Source organism: Paracoccus sp. (in: a-proteobacteria), from assembly GCF_030604785.1.
In the GTDB taxonomy this organism is placed as follows: domain Bacteria; phylum Pseudomonadota; class Alphaproteobacteria; order Rhodobacterales; family Rhodobacteraceae; genus Paracoccus.
The window spans coordinates 62,799-83,234 of the sequence record NZ_JAUVVF010000008.1 but is presented as its reverse complement, the minus strand read 5'-3'; the positions used below and the strand labels follow the sequence as shown (position 1 = coordinate 83,234).

At 67.8% G+C, this 20,436-nt stretch carries 17 protein-coding genes and 1 tRNA gene; 8 read left to right on the top strand and 10 right to left on the bottom strand.

Annotated elements, in window-relative coordinates:
* The first annotated feature begins 4 nt into the window (after positions 1-4).
* Both QAR72_RS04705 and QAR72_RS04700 read left to right on the top strand, forming a co-directional pair.
* Positions 5-88, top strand: a tRNA-Leu gene (locus QAR72_RS04705).
* A gap of 105 nt (positions 89-193) precedes the next feature.
* Positions 194-1,582 carry a GntP family permease gene (locus QAR72_RS04700; protein ID WP_331497641.1) on the top strand — a complete coding sequence of 463 codons (1,389 nt, stop codon included), beginning with the start codon at positions 194-196 and terminating at the stop codon, positions 1,580-1,582.
* Here the strand turns inward: QAR72_RS04700 and QAR72_RS04695 are convergent.
* The 6 genes from QAR72_RS04695 to QAR72_RS04670 form a co-directional block, all read right to left on the bottom strand.
* Positions 1,579-3,423, bottom strand: coding sequence for an ABC transporter ATP-binding protein (locus QAR72_RS04695; RefSeq protein WP_304616204.1), 1,845 nt, complete (start codon positions 3,421-3,423; stop codon positions 1,579-1,581). The two genes, QAR72_RS04700 and QAR72_RS04695, sit on opposite strands and share 4 nt — an antisense overlap.
* A 1-nt stretch (position 3,424) precedes the next feature.
* Positions 3,425-4,441, bottom strand: coding sequence for an oligopeptide/dipeptide ABC transporter ATP-binding protein (locus tag QAR72_RS04690; protein ID WP_304616203.1), 1,017 nt, complete (start codon positions 4,439-4,441; stop codon positions 3,425-3,427).
* The gene (locus QAR72_RS04685) at positions 4,438-5,562 is read right to left on the bottom strand and encodes an oligopeptide/dipeptide ABC transporter ATP-binding protein (RefSeq protein WP_304616202.1); all 1,125 of its coding nucleotides are present in this window, start codon (positions 5,560-5,562) and stop codon (positions 4,438-4,440) included. The genes QAR72_RS04690 and QAR72_RS04685 overlap by 4 nt, the downstream gene beginning before the upstream one ends.
* Position 5,563: 1 nt before the next feature.
* Positions 5,564-6,490 (bottom strand): ABC transporter permease subunit, encoded by a 927-nt coding sequence (locus QAR72_RS04680; protein ID WP_442953550.1) that lies wholly within the window; start codon positions 6,488-6,490, stop codon positions 5,564-5,566.
* 4 nt (positions 6,491-6,494) lie between these two features.
* On the bottom strand, positions 6,495-7,418 hold the full coding sequence (gene oppB / locus QAR72_RS04675; protein ID WP_304616201.1) for an oligopeptide ABC transporter permease OppB: 924 nt from the start codon (positions 7,416-7,418) through the stop codon (positions 6,495-6,497).
* Between the two features lie 88 nt (positions 7,419-7,506).
* Entirely contained in the window at positions 7,507-9,108 is a 1,602-nt protein-coding gene (locus QAR72_RS04670; RefSeq protein WP_304616200.1) for a peptide ABC transporter substrate-binding protein, read from the bottom strand.
* Between the two features lie 130 nt (positions 9,109-9,238).
* On the opposite strand from QAR72_RS04670, the gene cobU reads away from it, so the two are divergent.
* The 5 genes from cobU to QAR72_RS04645 all read left to right on the top strand — a co-directional run bounded on the left by cobU (position 9,239) and on the right by QAR72_RS04645 (position 14,022).
* Positions 9,239-9,769 carry a bifunctional adenosylcobinamide kinase/adenosylcobinamide-phosphate guanylyltransferase gene (gene cobU / locus QAR72_RS04665; protein ID WP_304616199.1) on the top strand — a complete coding sequence of 177 codons (531 nt, stop codon included), beginning with the start codon at positions 9,239-9,241 and terminating at the stop codon, positions 9,767-9,769.
* On the top strand, positions 9,756-10,712 hold the full coding sequence (gene cobT, locus QAR72_RS04660; RefSeq protein ID WP_304616198.1) for a nicotinate-nucleotide--dimethylbenzimidazole phosphoribosyltransferase: 957 nt from the start codon (positions 9,756-9,758) through the stop codon (positions 10,710-10,712). Before cobU ends, cobT begins: the two co-directional genes overlap by 14 nt.
* On the top strand, positions 10,702-11,424 hold the full coding sequence (gene cobS, locus QAR72_RS04655; protein ID WP_304616197.1) for an adenosylcobinamide-GDP ribazoletransferase: 723 nt from the start codon (positions 10,702-10,704) through the stop codon (positions 11,422-11,424). Before cobT ends, cobS begins: the two co-directional genes overlap by 11 nt.
* A 136-nt stretch (positions 11,425-11,560) precedes the next feature.
* Entirely contained in the window at positions 11,561-12,169 is a 609-nt protein-coding gene (locus QAR72_RS04650) for a TRAP transporter small permease subunit (RefSeq protein WP_304616196.1), read from the top strand.
* On the top strand, positions 12,166-14,022 hold the full coding sequence (locus tag QAR72_RS04645; protein WP_304616195.1) for a TRAP transporter large permease: 1,857 nt from the start codon (positions 12,166-12,168) through the stop codon (positions 14,020-14,022). The genes QAR72_RS04650 and QAR72_RS04645 overlap by 4 nt, the downstream gene beginning before the upstream one ends.
* A gap of 67 nt (positions 14,023-14,089) precedes the next feature.
* Here the strand turns inward: QAR72_RS04645 and QAR72_RS04640 are convergent, their stop codons facing one another.
* On the bottom strand, positions 14,090-15,208 hold the full coding sequence (locus QAR72_RS04640) for a TRAP transporter substrate-binding protein (RefSeq protein WP_304616210.1): 1,119 nt from the start codon (positions 15,206-15,208) through the stop codon (positions 14,090-14,092).
* Between the two features lie 236 nt (positions 15,209-15,444).
* Here QAR72_RS04640 and QAR72_RS04635 point away from each other — a divergent pair, with 236 nt between their 5' ends.
* The gene (locus tag QAR72_RS04635; RefSeq protein WP_304616194.1) at positions 15,445-16,875 is read left to right on the top strand and encodes an aminotransferase-like domain-containing protein; all 1,431 of its coding nucleotides are present in this window, start codon (positions 15,445-15,447) and stop codon (positions 16,873-16,875) included.
* 55 nt (positions 16,876-16,930) lie between these two features.
* Here QAR72_RS04635 and eno read toward each other — a convergent pair whose 3' ends face one another.
* The 3 genes from eno to QAR72_RS04620 form a co-directional block, all read right to left on the bottom strand.
* Positions 16,931-18,205, bottom strand: coding sequence for a phosphopyruvate hydratase (gene eno / locus QAR72_RS04630; RefSeq protein WP_304616193.1), 1,275 nt, complete (start codon positions 18,203-18,205; stop codon positions 16,931-16,933).
* 61 nt (positions 18,206-18,266) lie between these two features.
* Positions 18,267-18,947 carry an endonuclease/exonuclease/phosphatase family protein gene (locus QAR72_RS04625; RefSeq protein WP_304616192.1) on the bottom strand — a complete coding sequence of 227 codons (681 nt, stop codon included), beginning with the start codon at positions 18,945-18,947 and terminating at the stop codon, positions 18,267-18,269.
* 72 nt (positions 18,948-19,019) lie between these two features.
* On the bottom strand, positions 19,020-20,417 hold the full coding sequence (locus QAR72_RS04620; protein ID WP_304616191.1) for a protein adenylyltransferase SelO: 1,398 nt from the start codon (positions 20,415-20,417) through the stop codon (positions 19,020-19,022).
* Between the last annotated feature and the right edge of the window lie 19 nt (positions 20,418-20,436).

The window sequence follows — 20,436 nt, the reverse complement described above, 5'->3', positions numbered from 1 at the left end:
GTCCGGGGGTATGGCGGAATGGTAGACGCAGGGCATTCAAAATGCTCCGCCGCAAGGCATGGGGGTTCGAGTCCCTCTACCCCTACCACCGCCCTGGCACTTTCTGCATCGCAGCATCTTGCATCCCGCCGCCTGGGGTGAAACCATCGACGCGCCCTCTGGGGCGTTTTGATTGACCGTGGGCAAGGGGGATATGCGGATGGGTCTCTTCGGGATCGTGCTGTCGCTTGTTCTGCTGATCGTGCTGGCCTACCGCGAGATCAACGTGCTGGTCCTGTCGCCGCTGCTGGCGCTGCTGGCCGTGGCGATGGCAGGGGGCGTGCCGCTGCTGGCCAGCTATACGCAGGTCTTCATGACGGCGCTCGGCGATTACGTCATCCTCTACTTCCCGCTGTTCCTGCTGGGCGCGATCTTCGGCAAGGTGATGGCCGACAGCGGCGCGGCGCGGTCCATCGCGGAATGGATCATCGCCCGGCTGGGGGCCGAGCGGGCCATTCTGGCGGTGGTGCTGTCCTGCGGGGTGATCACCTATGGCGGCGTGTCGCTGTTCGTGGTGGCCTTCGCGGTCTATCCCATCGCCAGCGCTCTGTTCCGGCGCGCGGACATCCCCAAGCGCCTGCTGCCCGCGACGATCGCGCTTGGCGCGTTCACCTTCACGATGAGCGCCTTTCCCGGCACGCCCGCGATCCAGAACGCCATCCCGATGCCGTTCTTCGGCACGAATGTCTTTGCCGCGCCGGTGCTGGGAACGCTGGCGGGGCTGATCATGCTGGCGGGCGGCACGCTGTGGCTGAACCGCCGCGCCGCCACAGCCGCAAGCCGGGGCGAGGGCTACGGCACCCATCCCGCCACGGGTGCCGATGCCAGCCTGCCCGAGAATGCCGACCTGCCGCCCTTTGCGCTGGCCGTGCTGCCGGTCGTGGCGGTGATCGTGTTGAACGCGGTGCTGACCTGGCTGGTCTTTCCGCGCCTTGCGACCGATTATCTGGCGCTGCCGGAATACGGGCAGACGACGCTGTCGGCGGTGGCGGGGCTCTGGGCGATCATCGTGTCGCTGGTCCTGTCGATCTGTCTGGCCATCGCGCTGAACTGGCGGCGCTTCGCCGATCTGCGCCACAGCGTGAACGAGGGCACGATGGGCTCGTTGCAGCCGATCCTGAACACCGCCTCGGTCGTGGGATATGGCGCGGTCATCGCCTCGTTGCCGGCCTTCCTGATGGTGCGCGATGCGGTGCTGGGTTTCTTTCCCGACAATCCCGTTGCCTCGCTGGCGGTGGCGGTGATGGTCCTGTCGGGGATCACCGGCAGCGCCTCGGGGGGCATGTCCATCGCGCTGAACACGCTTGGCGCGGAATTCGCCGCAATGGGTCAGGCGCAGGGGATCAGCATGGAGCTGATGCACCGCGTGACGGCCCTGGCCTCGGGCGGGTTCGATGCGCTGCCCCATAACGGCGCGGTCATCACGCTGCTGGCGATCACCGGCATGACGCATCGCAAGAGCTATGCGGACATCTTCGTGGTGGCCGTCGCCATCCCGGTCGTCGCGCTGGTGACGGTGATCGTGCTGGGCAGCCTGTTCTAGCGGTAGCCCTGCGCCTGCAACTCGAACAATTCGCGATACCGGCCCGGACGCGACAGCAATTCCGCATGGCTGCCCTGATCCTGCACGCGGCCGTTTTCCAGAACGATGATCCGGTCCGCCATCCGCACGCTTGAGAAGCGGTGCGAGATCAGCAGCGCGGTGCGTCCCTGCGTCAGGTCGCGGAAGCGCTGGAAGATCTCGTATTCGGCGCGGGCATCCAGCGCGGCGGTCGGCTCGTCCAGCACCAGAAGCTGCGCGTCGCGCATATAGGCGCGGGCGATGGCCAGCTTCTGCCATTCGCCCCCTGACAGATCGAGGCCCCGCGCGAAGCGCTTGCCCACCATCTGGTCATAGCCCTGCGGCAGCTTGGCGATGACCTGATCGGCCAGCGCACGTTCGGCGGCGGTGACGATGCGGGGGCGGTCGTCGCGCTCCTCGATCCGGCCGATGGCGATGTTTTCCGCAGCGGTCACCGCGTAGCGGACGAAATCCTGAAAGATCACGCCGACCGTCGCGCGCAGTTGGTCCAGATCATAGTCGCGCAGGTCGCGCCCATCCAGCGTGATCCGCCCCTCGTCCGGGTCATAGAGCCGCGCCAGCAGCTTGACGATGGTGGTCTTGCCGGCGCCGTTCTCGCCCACCAGCGCGACCGTCTCGCCCGCCCCGAGTTCCAGATCCATGCCCCGGATCGCCCAGGCCTCGCGGCCCGGATAGCGAAAACCCACCCCCTCGAAGCGAAAGCCCTGGCGGATGGGTTGCGGCACCGGCAGCGGCCGCTCGGGCGAGGCGATGCGGGGCCTCGCGGTGAAGAAATCGAACAGGTCGTCAAGATACATCGCCTCACCGGCCATGCGGGAAAAGCCCGACAGAAGCCCCTCCATCAGGCCGCGCAGGCGCAGGAAGCTGCCCGACAGGAAGGTCAGATCGCCGATTGTCAGCGTGCCCGTCAGCGTGCGCGCGATGATCCACAGAAAGGCCGCGTAATAGGCCAGCGTGCCAAGCGCGGTCAGCGCGGCCATCACGGTCAGCTGGCGGCGCTGGATCGCGCGGTTCTCCTCATAAAAGCGCCGGGCCAGCGTCAGATAACGGTCGCGCAGCCAGGGGCTGAGGCCGAAGATCTTGACCTCCTTGGCGGTCTCGGCGGTGGCGGCGATCATCCGCAGGTAGTCGCGTTCGCGCCGATCGGCGGCGCGGGCATGGTTCAACGCATAGGTGCGGGCGTTGAAATGCATCTCGCCCATCAGCGAGGGGATCAGCGCCAAGGCCAGCAGCGCGACCAGCCACGGGTTGTAGAGGATCAGCCCCACCGCGAAGCTGGCAACGGTCAGCACGTCCTGCATCTGCTGCATGACCTGCCCCAGCAGCGGGATGCGCCCCATCGTCTGGCGGCGGGCGCGGTCCAGCCGGTCCTGAAAGCTGGCATCCTCGAACGAGGCAAGGTCCAGCCCCGCCGCATGGTCCATCAGCCGGATCGAGATGTCGATGACCAGCTTTTCCTGCAACAGCGCGTCGGTATAGCTGACCGCGCGGCCCAGAAGGTCCTGCGCCACCGCCAGCGCCAGTTCCAGCGCGACCAGAACCAGCAGCGTATCGGCCAGCCCGCTGTCCCACCATCCGGCCAGCGTCGCGGGCCCGCCGCTCTGGGACAGGACCACGACCTCGTCGATGATGAGCTTGGCCAGCCACAGCATCGCCACCGGCACCATCGCGCGCGCCAGGCGCAGCGCGATCATGGCCAGCGTCAGCGCGGGGCTTGCCTGCCAGACCATCCGCAGGAAGGGCGGGATGTTGCGAAGGGCTGCCCAACGGGCCGAAAAATCCGGTCCGTCGGGCGGCTTCATGTCAGGCGACCTCGCGGGCGCGGGCGATCTCGGCCTCGGTCAGGGGGCCGGGGAAATGGCAGGCCACCGCGTGATCGCCGCCCGCCAGCGCCGGCACCTCTGCCGCGCAGCGCGCCTCGGCGCGCGGGCAGCGGGTGCGGAAGACGCAGCCCGAGGGCGGGTTCATGGGCGATGGCAGGTCGCCCTTGAGCGGCACGATGGTGCGCGCGGCCTCGACCGTGGGGTCAGGCACGGGCACTGCCGACAGCAGCGCCTGCGTATAGGGGTGCTGCGGGCTGCCATAAAGGTCGCTTGCAGAGGCCAGTTCCATCACCTTGCCCAGATAGAGCACCATCACGCGGTCGCTGACATGTTTCACGACCGACAGGTCATGCGCAATGAAGATCAGAGACAGACCCAGTTCCTTTTGCAGCCGGATCAGCAGGTTGATCACCTGCGCCTGAATGGACACATCCAGCGCGCTGACCGGCTCGTCGCAGATGACCAACCTTGGTTCCACGATCAACGCGCGGGCGATGCCGATGCGCTGGCACTGGCCGCCGCTGAATTCGTGCGGATAGCGGTTGATCTGGTTGGGCAGCAGGCCGACCTTCTCCATCATGGCGCGCACGCGCTCGCGGATCTCGGCGCGTGGCAGGTCGGGGCGGTGCGTGACCAGCGGCTCGGCGATGATCTGGCCCACGGTCATGCGCGGATTGAGGCTGGCCAGCGGGTCCTGAAAGACCATCTGGATGTCCTGCCGATAGGCCATCATCTGGCGCGGGGTCAGGTTCAGAAGGTCGCGCCCGTCGATCCATTCCGCCTGTCCGGTGGCCGGGACCAGCCCGATCAGGGCGCGGGCCAGCGTGGACTTGCCGCAGCCCGATTCGCCCACGATGCCAAGCGTTTCGCCGGCGCGCAGCGTGAAGTCGACGCCGTTGACGGCGCGCAGCAGGGTGGGGCTGGCCCAGGGCATCGCCCCCTCGCGGCGCAGGCTGAAGGTGACGCGCAGGTCGCGCACGGTCAGAAGGTCGCTCATGGCCTCGTCTCCTCTTGGGGGGAGGGGGTGGAACCGGCCGCCCCGGCACCCGCGACCGCGCCCTCGGGAAGGTCGGTGGCGGGCAGGTCGGTTTCGGCGGCGCCCTCGCCCGCCGCGACCAGATCGGGGCGCGGCTCGGCCCGCATGCGCCGCTCGCGCAACTCGTCCAGTCCGGCAAGGCAGGCGCGCGCGCGGCCGGGTGCGAAACCTTCCAGCGGCGGATCGATCGCGGCGCATTCCGCGCGGCGATAGGGGCAGCGCGGCTCGAAGGCGCAGCCCGAGGGCGGGCGGCTCATGTTCGGCGGCTGACCGGGTATTGCGCGCAGCTCTTCGTCAAGCTGATCGACACGCGGGATCGCATCCAGCAGGCCCTGCGTGTAGGGATGGGCCGGATCGGCGAAGATCGGGCGCACCGGCCCCGTCTCGCGGATGCGCCCGCCATACATGACTGCGACCCGCTCGCAGGATCCGGCGACGACGCCCAGATCATGGGTGATCAGGATCATCGCCATGCCGAAATCGCGGCGCAGATCGGCCAGAAGCTGCATGATCTGCGCCTGCACGGTCACGTCCAGCGCAGTGGTGGGCTCGTCCGCGATCAGCAGGCGCGGACGGCACAGCAGCGCCATCGCGATCATCACCCGCTGCCGCATCCCGCCCGAGAATTCGTGCGGATAAAGCCTGACCCGCCCCTTGGCATCGGGAATGCGCACGGCGTCCAGCATCCGCACGGCCTCGGCCACGGCATCGCGTTTCGACAGGCCCTTGTGCAGGACCAGCACCTCGGCCATCTGGTCCGAGACCCGCATATAGGGGTTCAGCGAGGTCATCGGGTCCTGGAAGATCATCGCGATCTGTTCGGCCCGGATGCGGTTGATGACCTTGGGCGGCGCGTTCAGGATTTCCTGCCCGTCGAAGCGCACGCTGCCCGAGGCGCGGCCATTGCGCGCCAGAAGTCCCATGATCGCGAAGGACAGCTGCGACTTGCCGCTGCCCGATTCGCCCACGATGCCAAGCGTCTCGCCCTGGTCCAGCGACAGGTTCACATCCTGCACCGCGCGCACGATGCCGTCATGGGTCTGAAAGCCGACCGACAGGCCGGTGATGTCCAGCAGGGCCATCTCAGCGCTCCTTCGGGTCAAGGGCGTCCCGCAGGCCGTCGCCCACGAAGAAGAACCCGAACAGGGTGATGACGAAGAAGAACAGCGGGAAGGCCAGCTGCCACAGCGTGCCATAGTTCATCGTGCCTGCCCCTTCCGAGATAAGCGCCCCCCACGAGGTCAGGGGTTCCTGCACGCCGAGGCCTAGGAAGCTGATGAAGCTCTCCGTCAGGATCATCAGCGGCACCAGCAGCGTGGCGTAGACCGCGACGACGCCCAGAAGGTTCGGCACGATATGGCGGATGATGATGCGGAAGGACGACACGCCCGTCGCGCGGGCCGCCTCGACGAATTCGCGGTTCTTCAGGCTCAGTGTCTGGCCGCGGACGATCCGGCTCATGTCCAGCCACGAGATCAGGCCGATGCCCAGAAACAGCATCGACATGGACCGGCCGAACATCACCAAGAGCAGGATCAGCACGAACATGTAGGGGATCGACATCAGGATATCGACCGCCCGCATCATGATCTGGTCGGTGCGCCCGCCGATATAGCCCGCCGTCGCGCCGTAAAGCGTGCCGACGATCACCGCGATGGCCGCGCCGACGACGCCCACCATCAGGCTGATCTGCGTGCCCTGCACCGTGCGGGCGTAAAGGTCGCGGCCCAGATTGTCGGTGCCGAAGTAGTGGCCATTGGCCAGCGAGGGCGCGCCCAGTTCGGCCACGCGGCCCATGACGCTGAAATCCAGCTCTTCGTTGGACCATTGCGCGAAGGCGCCGCCGAACAGCGCAAACAGCGTCACCAGGACCAGGATCGTCAGGCCCAGCATCGCGGCCCGGTTGCGGAAGAACCGCCGCCGGGCATCGGCCCAAGGGCTGCGGCCCTTCACCTCGGCCTCGACCATCCGGGCCGAGAGCGATTGCATCTTCTGTTGATCGATGACCATGGGATCAATACCTGATCTTGGGGTCGATCCATGCGTAAAGCACATCGACGAGAAGGTTGAAGAGGATGGTCAGCGCCCCGATCAGGATCGTCACGCCCATCATCACGGCATAGTCCCGGTTCAGCGCGCTATCCACGAACGCCTTGCCGATCCCGCCGGTCGAGAAATAGATGTCGATCACGACCGAGCCGGTGATCATCGACACGAAGACCGGGCCGAGATAGCTGATCACGGGCAGCATGGCAGGCTTCAGCGCATGGCGCAGGATGACGCGATGCTCGGGCATTCCCTTGGCGCGGGCCGTGCGGATGTGGTTGCTGCCCAGCACCTCGAGCATCGAGGACCGGGTTATCCGCGCGATCGAGGCCATGTAGCTGGTCGACAGCGCGATGACCGGCATGATCCAGAACGAGGGGTCGTTGAAGCTCCAGCCGCCGCCGGGCAGGAGGCGATACCAGAGCGTGAAGACCAAGACCAACAGCGGCGCCATGACGAAATTCGGCAGGACCTGCGCGCCGATCGAGATGCCGACCGCCAGGTAATCCAGCCAGGAATTGTGCCAGATCGCCGCCACGACCCCAAGCGACACGCCCAGCACCACCGCCGCCACGAAGGACAGCGCGCCATAGGTCAGCGTCACCGGAAAGCCCGCGGCGATCAGTTCGTTCACGCTGCGGTCGGGATAGACGAAGCTGGGGCCGAAATCGAAATGGACGACGATGTTCCAGACATAGTTCCAGATCTGCCGCCAGAGAGGCTCGTTCAGGCCGTATTGCGCCTCGAGATTGGCAAGGACGGCGGGGGGCAGCGCGCGTTCGCCCGTGAAGGGGCCGCCCGGCGCAAGGCTCATCAGGACGAAGGAAAAGACGATCAGCAAAAGCAGCGTGGGGATCGCCACCGCCAGTCGTCGAAGCACGAATCCGAACATGGCAAGGGCCTTTCCTGCGGAAGGAACCGGAAAACCGAAAGCCGGGACGGTAAGCACCGCCCCGGCCGATCACGACAGACAGGACGCCTTATTCGGCGACGCGATACAGGTCCTTGGCGTACCAGGTGTTCAGCAGGTTCTCGCGCGGCAGGCCGCGGATCGCCGGGTTGATCATGTCCACCTTGGCGTAGTGGTAGACCCAGGTCGCGGGAACCTCGGCGGCCAGGATTTCCTCGGCGCGGCGGTAGAGCGGCGTCGTGTCATCGGCGGTGCGGGCCTCGGCCAGCAATTCGTCGAATTCCGCGTTCGACCACTTGCCGCTGTTGTAGCCGTCGGTGCGGAACCAGTCGAGGAAGGTCGAGGCCTCGTTGTAGTCGGCGCACCATGCATAACGCGCGATCTCGAAATCCTGGTTCTGCAGGCGGTCGGTATGGACCGCCCATTCCACGTTGTTCAGCGTGATCTCGATGCCGAGCGGGCGCCAGAATTGCTGCGCCGCGATGGCCAGCAGGCGGTGATTCTCGTCGGTGTTGTATTGCAGCGTCAGGCGGACCGGGTTCTGCGGGCCGTAGCCGGCTTCCTCCAGCAGCTCGCGCGCGCGCTCGACGCGGGCCTCGTAAGGCATGTCGGCCATGCCGCCCTCGGGCTCGGCGAAGCCGTTGATCGCCCAATGCGTCCAGGTATAGGCCGCGCGCTGGCCACCCTGCAGGATCTGGTCGACCATCACCTCGCGGTTCAGCGACAGGGCCATCGCCTCGCGGACGCGCTGGTCCTTCAGCGCCTCGGGGCCCTTGTCGGACAGGTTGAACACATAGGCGTAAGAGCAGCCATAGGGGACCGAGACCGCCTGATCGGGGAATTGCTCGGACAGGCGCGGGAACTGGCCGGCCGGGATCTGCACGCGGTCCAGCTCGCCCGCCTGATAGCGGGTCAGGGCGACGTTGTTGTCGTTCACGGTGACGCCGCGCACGGTCTCCATCACGACATTGTCGGCATCCCAGTATTCGGGGTTCTTCTGGAAGACAATCTCGACGCCCAGATTGTGGCTGGCCAGCGTGAAGGCGCCGTTGCCGACCAGAGTGCCGGGACGGGTCCAGTTGTCGCCATGTTCCTCGACCACGGCCCGCGGCACGGGATAGGTCGTGGCATGCGACAGGGTGTTCAGGAAATAGGGGGTGGGCGCGGTCAGCGTCACCTCCAGCGTGCGGTCGTCGAGCGCGCGCACGCCCAGTTCGGCCGGCTCCATCTCGCCCGCGATGATCTGGGTCGCGTTGGCGACGTTCATCAGCTCCATGTACCAGGCGTATTCGGATGCGGTGGCGGGCGTCACGACGCGCTGCCAAGCAAAGACGAAATCATCCGCCGTGACGGGGCTGCCATCCGACCAGTTCGCCTCGCGCAGCGTGAAGGTGTAGGTCAGGCCGTCCTCGCTGACCTCGTAATCCTCGGCCACGCCGGGGACCATGTTGCCCTCGGCGTCCTCGGTCATCAGCCCCTCGAACAGCGAGCGCAGGGCGTCCGAACCCTCGACATCGGTGTTCTTGGCCGGGTCCAGCGACTTGATCGCGTCCAGCAGCCAGTAGGTATAGGTCTGGTTCTCGGCCAGGGTCTCGCCCTCGGCGGGCTGAACGGCAAAGGCGGGCATGGCCAGGGTGGCGGCCAGCGCCGTGGTCAGGACGAAGCGTTTCATCTCCAACTCCTCCAAGTTGTGTGTCGGTGTCTTCTGCACCGGAATAGGGTGCACATTATGCAACTCGGCGTCTTCGGCAAGACGCATTCCCGCTTCACAGGCCGGGCAAGCTGTGGAACAGATGCGGCCCATGGAAGCGAACGGACATATCACGCTGGTCACGGGCGGCGCGCGGTCGGGCAAGTCCGATCTGGCCGAACGCCTGCTGGCGCGCCATGGGCTGCCCCTGATCTACATCGCCACGGCCGAGGCGCGCGATAGCGAGATGTCGGAAAGAATCGCGCGACATCAACGGCGTCGCGGCCAGGGCTGGACCACGATCGAGGAACCGCTGGACCTGTGCCGGGCGCTTTCCGACAGCGACGGGCAGGGGGCGCGGCTGGTCGATTGCCTGACGCTGTGGCTGTCCAACCACCGGGGTCAGGCGGATTTCGGCGCATTGGCTGTGACGTTACGTCAGCAATCCTGTCCTGTCGTGCTGGTCACGAACGAACTGGGGCAGGGCATCGTGCCGATGGACCCGCTGACGCGGCGATTCCGTGACGATCACGGGTTGATGAACCAGGCCGTGGCCGCCATCGCCCACGAGGTCTGGCTGGCCGCAGCCGGGCAGGGGCTGAGACTGAAACCGGGAAAGGATGATCCTGATGCGCCAGTTTGACGAAAGCGCGGCCAATGCCGCCCGCGCGCGGCAGGCCGAACTGACCAAGCCCCCCGGCTCGCTTGGCCGGCTCGAGGATCTGGCGGTCTTCATGGCGGGCTGGCAGGGGCGCGACAGGCCGCGCATCGACAGGGCGCAGGCGCTGGTCTTTGCGGGCAATCACGGCATCGCGGCGCGCGGGATCTCTCCCTTTCCGGTTTCGGTGACACAGGCGATGGTCGAGAATTTCCGCGCGGGCGGGGCGGCGATCAACCAGCTTTGCCGCGTGGCGGGGGCCGATCTGTCGGTCCATGCGCTGGATCTGGACCGCCCGACCGCCGATTTCACCCAAGGCCCGGCCATGGAGGCGGCCGAGGTCGCCCAGGCCATGCAGGCGGGCGCCGATGCCGTAGATCCGGATGCCGACATCCTGATCCTGGGCGAGATGGGGATCGGCAATTCCGCCGTCTCGGCGGCCTTGGCGGCTGCGGTTTTCGGGGGCCGGGCCGAGGATTGGGTCGGCCCCGGCACCGGTGCCGCGGGCGACGTGCTGGCCCGCAAGACGCTCACCGTGGCCGAGGGGCTGGCGCGCCACGCCCCATCGACCACGGCAGAGACGCTTGCGGCCTTTGGCGGGCGCGAACAGGCGGCGATCTGCGGCGCGATCCTGCGCGCGCGAGAGGCGGGCATTCCCGTGATCCTCGACGGCTTCATCTGCTCGGCGGCGGCATCGGTGCTGACGCGTGACGACAAGGGGGCGCTGGATCACTGCCTGATCGGCCACGAAAGCGCCGAGCCGGGCCATCGCCGCCTGATCGCCGCGCTTGCCATGCAGCCCGTCCTGTCGCTGGACATGCGGCTGGGCGAGGGCTCGGGCGCGGCGGTCGCGCTGATGGTGCTGCGCGCGGCGCTGGAATGTCACAACGGCATGGCCACCTTCGCCGAGGCGGGCATTGCGGGCTAGGGCACAGCAACTTGTCCTGGCGCTGGTCTTTCTCAGCCGCCTGCCTCTTGACCGCTTCCTGCCGCCGCAGGTCCTGCCGCTTGGCGCGGCGCTGTGGGCCTTTCCGCTGGCGGGCGCCGTCATCGGCGCCATCGCGGCGCTGCCGCTGTGGTGGTTCGGGCAGGGGCTTCTGCCCGCCGCGCTGGCGCTGGCGCTGCTGGTCTGGCTGACCGGCGCGCTGCACGAGGACGCGCTGGCCGATTTCGCCGATGCCGGGGGAGGGCGCAGCACGGACGAGCGGCTGCGGATCATGCGCGATTCGACCATCGGCGCCTATGGCGCCTCGGCGCTGCTGGCCTGCTACGGGCTGCGTCTGGCGGCGTTGTCGATGCTGGGGCCGCTGGCCCTGGTCGCCTCGGCCGCAGCGGGCAGGGCGGCGGCGGTCGGACTGATGCGCGCTTTGCCGCCCGCGCGCCCGGATGGTCTGGGCCATGATGCGGGCAGCCCGCGGGCATCGGCCCTGCTGGTCGTGATCGCTCTGGTGGCGGTGCCGGCGCTGGCGGTCCTGCCCCTGCTTCCTGCGCTGGCGGCGCTGGTCGCGGCGGGTGTGGCGGCGGCGGCGGTGGCGCGGCGGGCGCGGCGGCTGCTGGGCGGGCAGACGGGCGATGTGCTGGGCGCGGGGGTCATCCTTGCGGAAACGGCGGCGCTGGTCGCGCTGGCGCTGCTGGTTTGAGCATCGCGCCGACGGGCCGCGCCCTGCCCGCCGCGAGGAACTTGACCGGTGACCGCATCCGGCTTAGGCCGGAGGGATGCGCATAAGCCGGAACAACCGGTCGGCCATACCGGCCCGCGCCAGAGGGAGGACAACAATGTACGGGCTGTTGGCCGTATCGCGCGCGATCGATCGCGTGACAACCGTGATTGGCAAGTCGGTCGCCTGGCTGATCCTTGCCGCCATCCTTGTCAGCGCGGTCAATGCCGTGGTGCGCAAGGTTTTCAGCATGTCGTCCAATGCCTGGCTGGAACTGCAATGGTATCTGTTCGGCACGGCCTTCATGCTGGCCGCCGCATGGACGCTGCTTGAGAACGAGCATATCCGCATCGACATCATCTATGGCCGCTGGTCGCGCCGCGTGCAGCACTGGATCGACCTGCTGGGGACGCTGCTGTTCCTGCTGCCCTTCACCGGGATCATGATCTGGCTGGTCCAGCCCTCGCTGATGCGGTCGTGGAATGCGGGCGAGGTGTCGATGAATGCGGGCGGGCTGATCATCTGGCCCGCGAAAGCCGCGCTGCTGGCGGGCTTCATCCTGCTGTATTTCCAAGGGCTTTCCGAATTGTTCAAGAAGATCGCCGTGATGCGCGGCCTGATCCCCGACCCCGTCTCGGTGCAGGACAGCGCCCATCGCGAGGCGGAACTGATGACCGCAGGGATGCAGGACGACCGCATCGACCAGACCCCGGAGAGCCGCAAGTGATCGACTTCATCGCCCACAATCTGGCGCCCATCATGTTCTTCTCGATGGTCGCCTTCCTGCTCTTCGGCTATCCGATCGCCTTCGCGCTGGCCGCGAACGGTCTGCTGTTCTTCTTCTTCGGCGTCTTCCTGACGCCCCTGTCCGACCAGGTGAACCTGGGCTGGAACCTTCTTCAGGCGCTGTCAGACCGGGTCTTCGGCGTGATGCGCAATGACACGCTGCTGGCGATTCCGTTCTTCACCTTTATGGGGATCGTGCTGGAACGCTCGCGCATGGCCGAGGATCTGCTGGACACGATCGGCCAGCTTTTCGGCACGATCCGGGGCGGTCTGGCCTATGCGGTCGTGCTGGTCGGCGCGCTTCTGGCGGCGACGACGGGCGTGGTCGCGGCCTCGGTCATCTCGATGGGTCTCATCTCGCTGCCGATCATGCTGCGCTACGGCTATGACCGCAGGCTGGCCTCGGGGGTCATCACGGCCTCGGGGACGCTGGCGCAGATCATCCCGCCCTCGCTGGTGCTGATCGTGCTGGCCGACCAGCTGGGCCGGTCGGTGGGCGACATGTACAAGGCCGCCATGGTCCCGGCGCTGGTCCTGACGGGGATCTACCTGCTTTACGTTCTGGTCATGTCCTTCCTGCGCCCCTCGGCCATGCCGGCCCTGCCGCCCGAGGCGCGTCCGCTCGGCTCGGGCGGGTGGTCGCTGATCGCGGCGCTGGTCTTTGCCATCGGGTTCTACTGGCTGTCGGCCGGCTGGCTGGATTCGGCCCTCGGGCAGGATGGCGGGATCTGGGCGGCGGCGCTGACGGTGGTCGTGCTGCTTCTGCTGGCGCTGTTCGACCGGGTCAGCGGGCTGAACATTCTGTCGCCGATGACACGGCAGGTCATCATCGTGATGATCCCGCCGCTGGCGCTGGTCTTCCTGGTGCTGGGCACGATCTTCCTGGGCATCGCCACTCCGACCGAAGGCGGCGCGATGGGCGCGGTCGGCGCGCTGGTCCTGGCCGGGCTCAAGGGGCGGCTGTCGCTTGGCGTGGTCAATCAGGCGCTGCTGGCCACGGTCAAGCTGTCGTCCTTCGTGATGTTCATCCTGATCGGGGCCACGGTCTTTTCGCTGACCTATTACTCGATCAACGGGCATATCTGGGTGCGCGACCTGATGACCGCGCTGCCCGGGGGCGAGATCGGCTTCCTGGTGGTGGTCTGCGCGATCATCTTCTTCCTGGCCTTCTTCCTCGACTTCTTCGAACTGGCCTTCGTGATCGTGCCGCTGCTGATCCCGGCCGCGAACGCGCTTGGCATCGATCTGGTCTGGTTCGGGGTGATCCTGGCCGTGACGATGCAGACCTCGTTCCTGACGCCGCCTGTGGGCTTTGCCCTCTTCTACCTGCGATCGGTCGCGCCGCGGCGCGATTACCGCGACAAGGTGACGGGGCGGATGATCAAGGCGGTCAGCACGATGGACATCTATCGCGGCGCCGCTCCCTTCGTGGGGCTTCAGATCCTGATGATCGCGGCGGTGATCGCCTTCCCGCAGATGGTGATGCATTACCGCGGGCCCGTCGTGGACACGACCAATATCCGCATCGAGATCCCGATGGGCGGCGGCGGTGGTCTTGGCGGCGGCCTCGGTGGAGGTCTCGGCGGGGGCTTGGGGGGCGGCCTTGGCGGTGGACTGGGTGGCGGCCTCGGCGGCGGTCTGGGTGGTGGGACGCCGACCCCCGCGCCTGCGCCCACACCCGCACCCGGGACTGCGCCCGCGCCTGACGCTTCGGCGCCGGCTGCCCCGGCTCCGTCCGGCGGCGGCATGGGGCTAGGGCTCGGGGGCCCGCCCCCGGGGCTTTCCGGGAACTGAGACCGGCCAACAAAAAAGCCGCCGCGGGGAAGACCCGCGGCGGTTTCCTTTTCGGGACCGGTTGCGATCAGCCCGGAACGGCCAGACCGCCCGCGCGCTGCTGCAGCATCATGAACGTGTCGAACGTGTATTCGGTCGTCTGCTGATACAGATACCAGTCGTCGCGGAAGGCCAGCTGCGCCTCGTACTGGGTCTTGAAATCCTCGTTCTGGGCCGAGATCTCGGCATAGATCTCGTTCGCAGCCTGGAAGGCGGCGACAAGGATTTCCTCGCTGAAGGACCGCAGCTGCGCGCCCTGGGCGACCAGCGATTTCAGCGCGGTGGGGTTCAGCTTGTCGTATTTGGCCAGCATGTTCTGGTCCACGGCCTGCGCGGCGGTGCGGAACAGCGACTTGTAGCTGTCGGGCAGCGCATCCCACTGGCCCTTGTTGATGAAGAAGCTGACCGTCGGGCCGCCTTCCCAGAAGCCGGGATAGTAGTAGTAGGGCGCGACCTTGTGGAAGCCCAGCTTCTCGTCGTCATAGGGGCCGACCCATTCGGCGGCGTCGATCGTGCCACGCTCGAGCGACGGATAGATGTCGCCGCCCGCGATCTGCTGCGGCACCACGCCCAGCTTCTCCACCACGCGGCCGGCAAGGCCCGCGATGCGCAGCTTCAGGCCCTGCATGTCGGCCAGCGTGTTGATCTCGCGGCGATACCAGCCGCCCATCTGCGCGCCGGTATTGCCCCCGGGGAAGCTGACCAGATCGTATTTCTGCAGGAAGTTGTTGTAGGCGTCGATCCCGCCGCCCTGATAATTGTAGGCCGCCTTCGATCGCGCCGAGAAGGTGAAGGGCAGGTCGGCGCCGCAGGCGAAGGCCGGGTCCTTGCCCCAGTTGTAATAGCCGACCGAATGGCAGCACTCGACCGTGCCGTCGGTGGTGGCGTTGATCGCGTCCAGACCCGGAACGATCTCGCCGGCGGCGAAGACCTGGATGTTGAAGCGGCCATCAGTCGCCTCGGACAGGCGCTGCGCCATTTCCTCGGCGCCGCCATAGATCGTGTCCAGCGATTTCGGGAAGGACGAGGCCAGGCGCCAGTTCACCTGGGGCGCTTCCTGCGCGATCGCGGGCGCGGCCAGAAGGCCGGTCGCGGCTGCGGCCGCGCCGCCGACCGACGCGCGCGCCAGGAAGGACCGGCGGTCCAGTGCTTTCTTTTCGGTCATGTTTTCTCCTCCTCAGGGGCAGTTTCCCTGCCCGTCACCCGGTGCAGTTTAGCGGCGATGCGCGCTCTGTCGAGTGTCAAGGCAGCCGCGCCCACGCGTTTTTTCCGGGCCTTTCATCGCTGCGGCATCCTGTCCGCCAAAGGCCGCGATTGTCGGGGCGGCGCCGCGGCGCTAGATCATCTTCCGGATACAGAATGTTCCCGAAAGGCCGAGTCGCGATGGATGCAAGGATCAAGGATTGGCAGCCCGAACTTTCGGACCGGTCCGAGCCCAAATTCCGCGCGCGTGCCAATGCCTTGCGCGAGGCGGCGCGTTCGGGCGCGCTGCCGCCGGGCACTCGGCTGCCGCCGATGCGCGACATGGCGTGGAAGCTGGGCGTGACGACCGGCACGGTGGCGCGGGCCTATCAGGTCGCCGCCGCCGAAGGGGTGATCGAAAGCCATGTCGGGCGCGGCAGCTTCATCGCGGCGCCGAGGCCCAGGCAGGAGATCCTGCAACCGCTGGTCTATGAAAGCATCGACAGCCCCGTGCGCGCCGACGGGCCGGTCGATCTGCGCATCCCGCATCTGCCCGATTGCGGGCAGGCCGCGATCATCGGCGGCCACATGGCCGAAGCCGCCGCCGACCTGGATGCCGACATCCTCGATTACACGCCGCTCAGCCGCGACCAGCGGTGCCGGCGGGCGGTTCTGGACTGGCTTTCCGACCGCGATCTGGGGCCGGTCGCGGTGGGCGATCTGGTCCTGACCCATGGCGGGCAGCACGCGATCACGCTGGTCATGGCGCTGACGCTAGCCGATCAGGCGCAGGGTGTGATGGCCGAGGCGCTGACCTATCCCGGCATGCGCCATGCCGCACGGCTGTCTCGGGCCGAGGTCTTTCCCGTGGCGACCGATGCCCAGGGCATGCTGCCCGAGGCGCTGGATGCGGTGGCGCGCCAGACCGGGGCGCGGCTGGTCGCGCTGACGCCTTCGGCCCAGAACCCGACGCTGACCGGCATGGGGGCCGAACGCCGGCACCGGATCATCGAGATCGCGCGCCGCCATGACCTTCAGGTGCTCGAGGACGAATGCTATGCGCCCACGCCACGCCCCGACGCGCCGCCCAGCCTGCGCGCGCTGGCGCCCGAACGGGTCTGGCATGTCAGCAGCCTGTCCAAGATCATCGCCGCCGGCCTGCGCTTCGGCATGCTGATCTGCCCCGAGGGAATGGGCGCGGCGGGCCGCGTCGCCGCGCAGCACAGCCATATGGGCCTGTCGCAGCCGATCACCGGGCTGGTCACGCGGCTGATGGAATCGGGCGATGCCGAGGCGATCGCAGCCCGTGTCCAGGTCGAGGTCGCGGACCGTCTGGCGCTGGCGCGCGATTGCCTTGCGCCGCTGCCCGCTGCCAGCCAGCCGGGCGTGCCGATGCTGTGGCTGCCCTTGCCCGCGCCGTGGCGGGCCGAGGATTTCGTCTCTCGCGCGGCTCAGGCCGGGGTGATCCTGCGCCCGGCCAGCGATTTCCACGCCATCCCCCGCCCGCAGGCCGCCCCGGTCGAGGCGGTCCGCATCGCGCTGAACTGCCGCCTGCCGCGCGAGCGTCTGGCAGAGGGGCTGCGGCTGGTGGTGGAACTGGCGCAATCCGATCCGGGGCAGGGACCGGCCTGACGAAGAACGGCGCGACCCGAGGGCCGCGCCGTGATGTCAGCGGATGATCCGGCGATCAGCGCAGGATCGAGCGGCCCGCATATTCTGCGGTGGCGCCCAGCATTTCCTCGATCCGGATCAGCTGGTTGTATTTCGCCAGCCGGTCCGAGCGCGCCAGCGAGCCGGTCTTGATCTGGCCGCAATTCGTGGCGACCGCCAGATCGGCGATGGTCGCGTCCTCGGTCTCGCCTGAGCGGTGCGACATGACGCTGGTAAAGCCCGCGCGGTCGGCCATGCGGACGGCGTCCAGCGTTTCCGACAGCGTGCCGATCTGGTTCACCTTGACCAGCAGGCTGTTGCCGCAGCCCTTGGCGATACCCTCGGCCAGACGGGCGGGGTTCGTCACGAACAGGTCGTCGCCCACCAGCTGCACGCGGCCGCCCAGCTTGTCGGTCAGCATCTTCCAGCCGTCCCAGTCATCCTCGGCGCAGCCATCCTCGATCGACAGGATCGGATAGGCGTCACACAGCGCGGCCAGGTAATCCACGTTCTCGGCCGGCGACAGCGACTTGCCCTCGCCCTTCATCTCGTATTTGCCGCCCTTGAAATACTCGGTCGAGGCGCAGTCGAGGGCCAGCATGATGTCGTCGCCGGGCTTGTAGCCGGCTTTCTCGATTGCCTTGAGGATGAAGTCCAGCGCATCGCGGGTGCTGGACAGGTTCGGCGCAAAGCCGCCCTCGTCGCCGATCCCAGTGGACAGGCCCGCCGCCGAAAGCTCTTTCTTCAGGGTGTGGAAGACTTCCGAACCCATGCGGACCGCTTCGCGGATATTCTCCGCGGCGACCGGCATGATCATGAATTCCTGGATGTCGATCGGGTTGTCGGCGTGCTCGCCCCCGTTGATGATGTTCATCATCGGCACCGGCAGGATGCGCGCGGCAGTGCCACCGACATAGCGGTAAAGCGGCTGGTTCGTCGCATCCGCAGCGGCCTTGGCCACCGCCAGCGACACGCCGAGGATCGCGTTCGCGCCAAACCGGCCCTTGTTCGGGGTGCCGTCCAGCTCGATCATCATGGCGTCGATGGCGCGCTGCTCGGTCGCGTCCTCGCCGATCAGGGCCTCGGCCAGTTCGCCATTGACGGCGGCCACGGCTTCCAGAACGCCCTTGCCCAGATACCGGGACTTGTCGCCATCGCGCTTCTCGACCGCTTCATGCGCGCCCGTCGAGGCCCCCGAGGGGACGGCCGCGCGGCCCATCGTGCCGTCTTCCAGCGTGACGTCGACCTCGACGGTCGGGTTGCCGCGGCTGTCGAGGATCTCGCGGGCGTAGATGTCGATGATGGCAGTCATGAAAGCGCCTCCGTTGATGCGTTGGCGCCTTCATAGCGGCGTGGCGTCGCGGTCGCAATCATCACGGCAATCTGATCCGCGCCCAGATCGGCAGATGGTCCGAGGCCTCGCGCGCGCCGGCCCCGCTGAAGACCCCCGATTCCAGCAGGTCGAGATTGCGCGACATCGCCATCCGGTCCAGCCGCAGCTGGGGCAGGGGCGCGGGATAGGACGGCCCCGGCGCGATCAGGCGGAACCCCGCCAGCGATTCCAGTCCCCTGTCGTCGCGCCATTCGTTGAAGTCGCCCATCAGGACGATGTGATCCTCGGCGATGCGCGAGGCCTGGGCGGTGATGCGCGCAAGCTGCGCCCGGCGCGAGGACCGCGCAAGGCCCAGATGGACCCCGATCACCGTCAGCCCGGGCAGGCGCAGCGCGACCGCACCGCGCGGCTCGAGCCCCGGCAGGGGCAGGCGGCGCAGGGTCGCGATTTCGGCCAGATGGGGGCGCATCAGGATGGTCTGGCCGTGCCAGCCGAGACTGGCATCGCTGGTGCCGTTCAGGCGCGCGGGGACAAGGCCGGTTTCCGCCAGGATCAGCTTGCGCGGCAGGGCCTCGGGGCGGGCGCCATAGCGGAAATCGACCTCTTGCAGGGCGATGATGTCGGGGTCGAGCGCGCGGATCACGGCAAGGTTGCGTTCGGGCGCGTGCGGGCCGGTAAGCCCCCGGCACTTGTGCAGATTGTAGCTGGCCAGTTTCAGCATCGCGTCGGTTTCGGTCCCGCTTGGTCGGGGTCAGTGTCACCGCCCGGGCGGCGGTGACAAGTCAAAAGCCGCTCAGGTCCCGCAGAAGGTGTGGTGCACGATCTCGGCGGGCAGCGGCGGGTTGGACAGGTCGTCCCAAGCGGGCCGCGCCTCGAGGGGCCGGACCAGCGCCTGCGACAGCCGCCGGAAGGGCGCCAGATCATCCGCCAGCGCCGCCTCGATGGCCTGCTCGATCCGGTGGTTGCGCGGGATGCGGACCGGATTCGTCCGCGCCATCAGGCCCCTATCGGGGTTCAGCGCCTGCCAGTCGGCAGCCCAGGCATCAAAGGCCGCACGGTCGGTGAACTCGTCCCGCGCTGTCCCGTCCGCCAGCCCGCGGAAGGTTCGGGTGAAGTCCGCGCGGCCCTCGGCCATCAGGGTCAGAAGCCGCTCGATGAGCTTCTGGTTCGGCACACCCTCGATCCCCAGCTTGTCGCCGAAGCGCCTGAGCCATGCCGCCTGATAAAGGGGCGCGAAGCGGTGAACGGATTCGGTCGCGGCCTCGACGGCGGGGCCTTCCTCGCCCATCAGCGGGATCAGGCAGGTGGCAAATTGCGCCAGGTTCCAGACCGCGATCTGAGGCTGGTTCGCCCAAGCATAGCGCCCCTGCCGGTCGATCGACGAGAACACCGTCTGCGGATGGTAGGCATCCATGAAGGCGCAGGGGCCGTAATCGATCGTCTCGCCCGAGATGGCCATGTTGTCGGTGTTCATCACGCCGTGGATGAAGCCAAGCGCCATCCACGACGCGATGGTCTCGGCCTGGGCCGCGACAACGGCGTCCAGCAGCGCCAGCGGGCTGTCCGCCTGCGGGTAATGGCGGGCGATGACGTGATCGGCCAGCGCCTGCAGCGCGGCGCGGTCGTCGCGCACGGCGAAATACTGGAACGTCCCCACGCGGATATGGCTGGCGGCCACACGGGTCAGGACGGCGCCGGGCAGGGCGGTCTCCCGCCAGACGGTCTCGCCCGTGGCCACCGCCGCCAGGGCGCGGGTCGTCGGCACGCCCATTGCGGCCATGAATTCGCTGACCAGATATTCGCGCAGCACCGGGCCCAGCCAGGCCCGCCCGTCACCGCGCCGCGAGAAGGGCGTCTGCCCCGAGCCCTTCAGCTGGATGTCGAACCGTGCCCCGTCGGGTGCCCTGAGCTCGCCCAGAAGCACCGCGCGCCCGTCGCCCAGCTGCGGCACGAAGCCGCCGAATTGATGGCCCGCATAGGCCTGCGCCAGCGGCTCGGCGCCCTGCGGGACCGCGTTTCCGGCCAGCACCGCCACGCCGTCAGGGGTCCCCAGCCATTCGGCATCCAGCCCCAGCCGCGCGGCCAGGTCGTGGTTCAGCGCCAGAAGGCGTGGCTGGCTGACCGGCGTGGGCATCACCGCCGCATAGAAGCTGCGGGGCAGGCGGGCATAGCTGTTGTCGAACTGGAACATCGGCTTCTCCTTCTGGCAT

Excerpts from the sequence above, each read along its gene's own strand:
- QAR72_RS04700 (WP_331497641.1), top strand. The coding sequence starts at position 194 with ATGCGGATGGGTCTCTTCGGGATCGTGCTGTCGCTTGTTCTGCTGATC.
- QAR72_RS04695 (WP_304616204.1), bottom strand. The coding sequence starts at position 3,423 with ATGAAGCCGCCCGACGGACCGGATTTTTCGGCCCGTTGGGCAGCCCTT.
- QAR72_RS04690 (WP_304616203.1), bottom strand. The coding sequence starts at position 4,441 with ATGAGCGACCTTCTGACCGTGCGCGACCTGCGCGTCACCTTCAGCCTG.
- QAR72_RS04685 (WP_304616202.1), bottom strand. The coding sequence starts at position 5,562 with ATGGCCCTGCTGGACATCACCGGCCTGTCGGTCGGCTTTCAGACCCAT.
- QAR72_RS04680 (WP_442953550.1), bottom strand. The coding sequence starts at position 6,490 with ATGGTCATCGATCAACAGAAGATGCAATCGCTCTCGGCCCGGATGGTC.
- oppB (WP_304616201.1), bottom strand. The coding sequence starts at position 7,418 with ATGTTCGGATTCGTGCTTCGACGACTGGCGGTGGCGATCCCCACGCTG.
- QAR72_RS04670 (WP_304616200.1), bottom strand. The coding sequence starts at position 9,108 with ATGAAACGCTTCGTCCTGACCACGGCGCTGGCCGCCACCCTGGCCATG.
- cobU (WP_304616199.1), top strand. The coding sequence starts at position 9,239 with ATGGAAGCGAACGGACATATCACGCTGGTCACGGGCGGCGCGCGGTCG.
- cobT (WP_304616198.1), top strand. The coding sequence starts at position 9,756 with ATGCGCCAGTTTGACGAAAGCGCGGCCAATGCCGCCCGCGCGCGGCAG.
- QAR72_RS04650 (WP_304616196.1), top strand. The coding sequence starts at position 11,561 with ATGTACGGGCTGTTGGCCGTATCGCGCGCGATCGATCGCGTGACAACC.
- QAR72_RS04635 (WP_304616194.1), top strand. The coding sequence starts at position 15,445 with ATGGATGCAAGGATCAAGGATTGGCAGCCCGAACTTTCGGACCGGTCC.
- eno (WP_304616193.1), bottom strand. The coding sequence starts at position 18,205 with ATGACTGCCATCATCGACATCTACGCCCGCGAGATCCTCGACAGCCGC.
- QAR72_RS04625 (WP_304616192.1), bottom strand. The coding sequence starts at position 18,947 with ATGCTGAAACTGGCCAGCTACAATCTGCACAAGTGCCGGGGGCTTACC.
- QAR72_RS04620 (WP_304616191.1), bottom strand. The coding sequence starts at position 20,417 with ATGTTCCAGTTCGACAACAGCTATGCCCGCCTGCCCCGCAGCTTCTAT.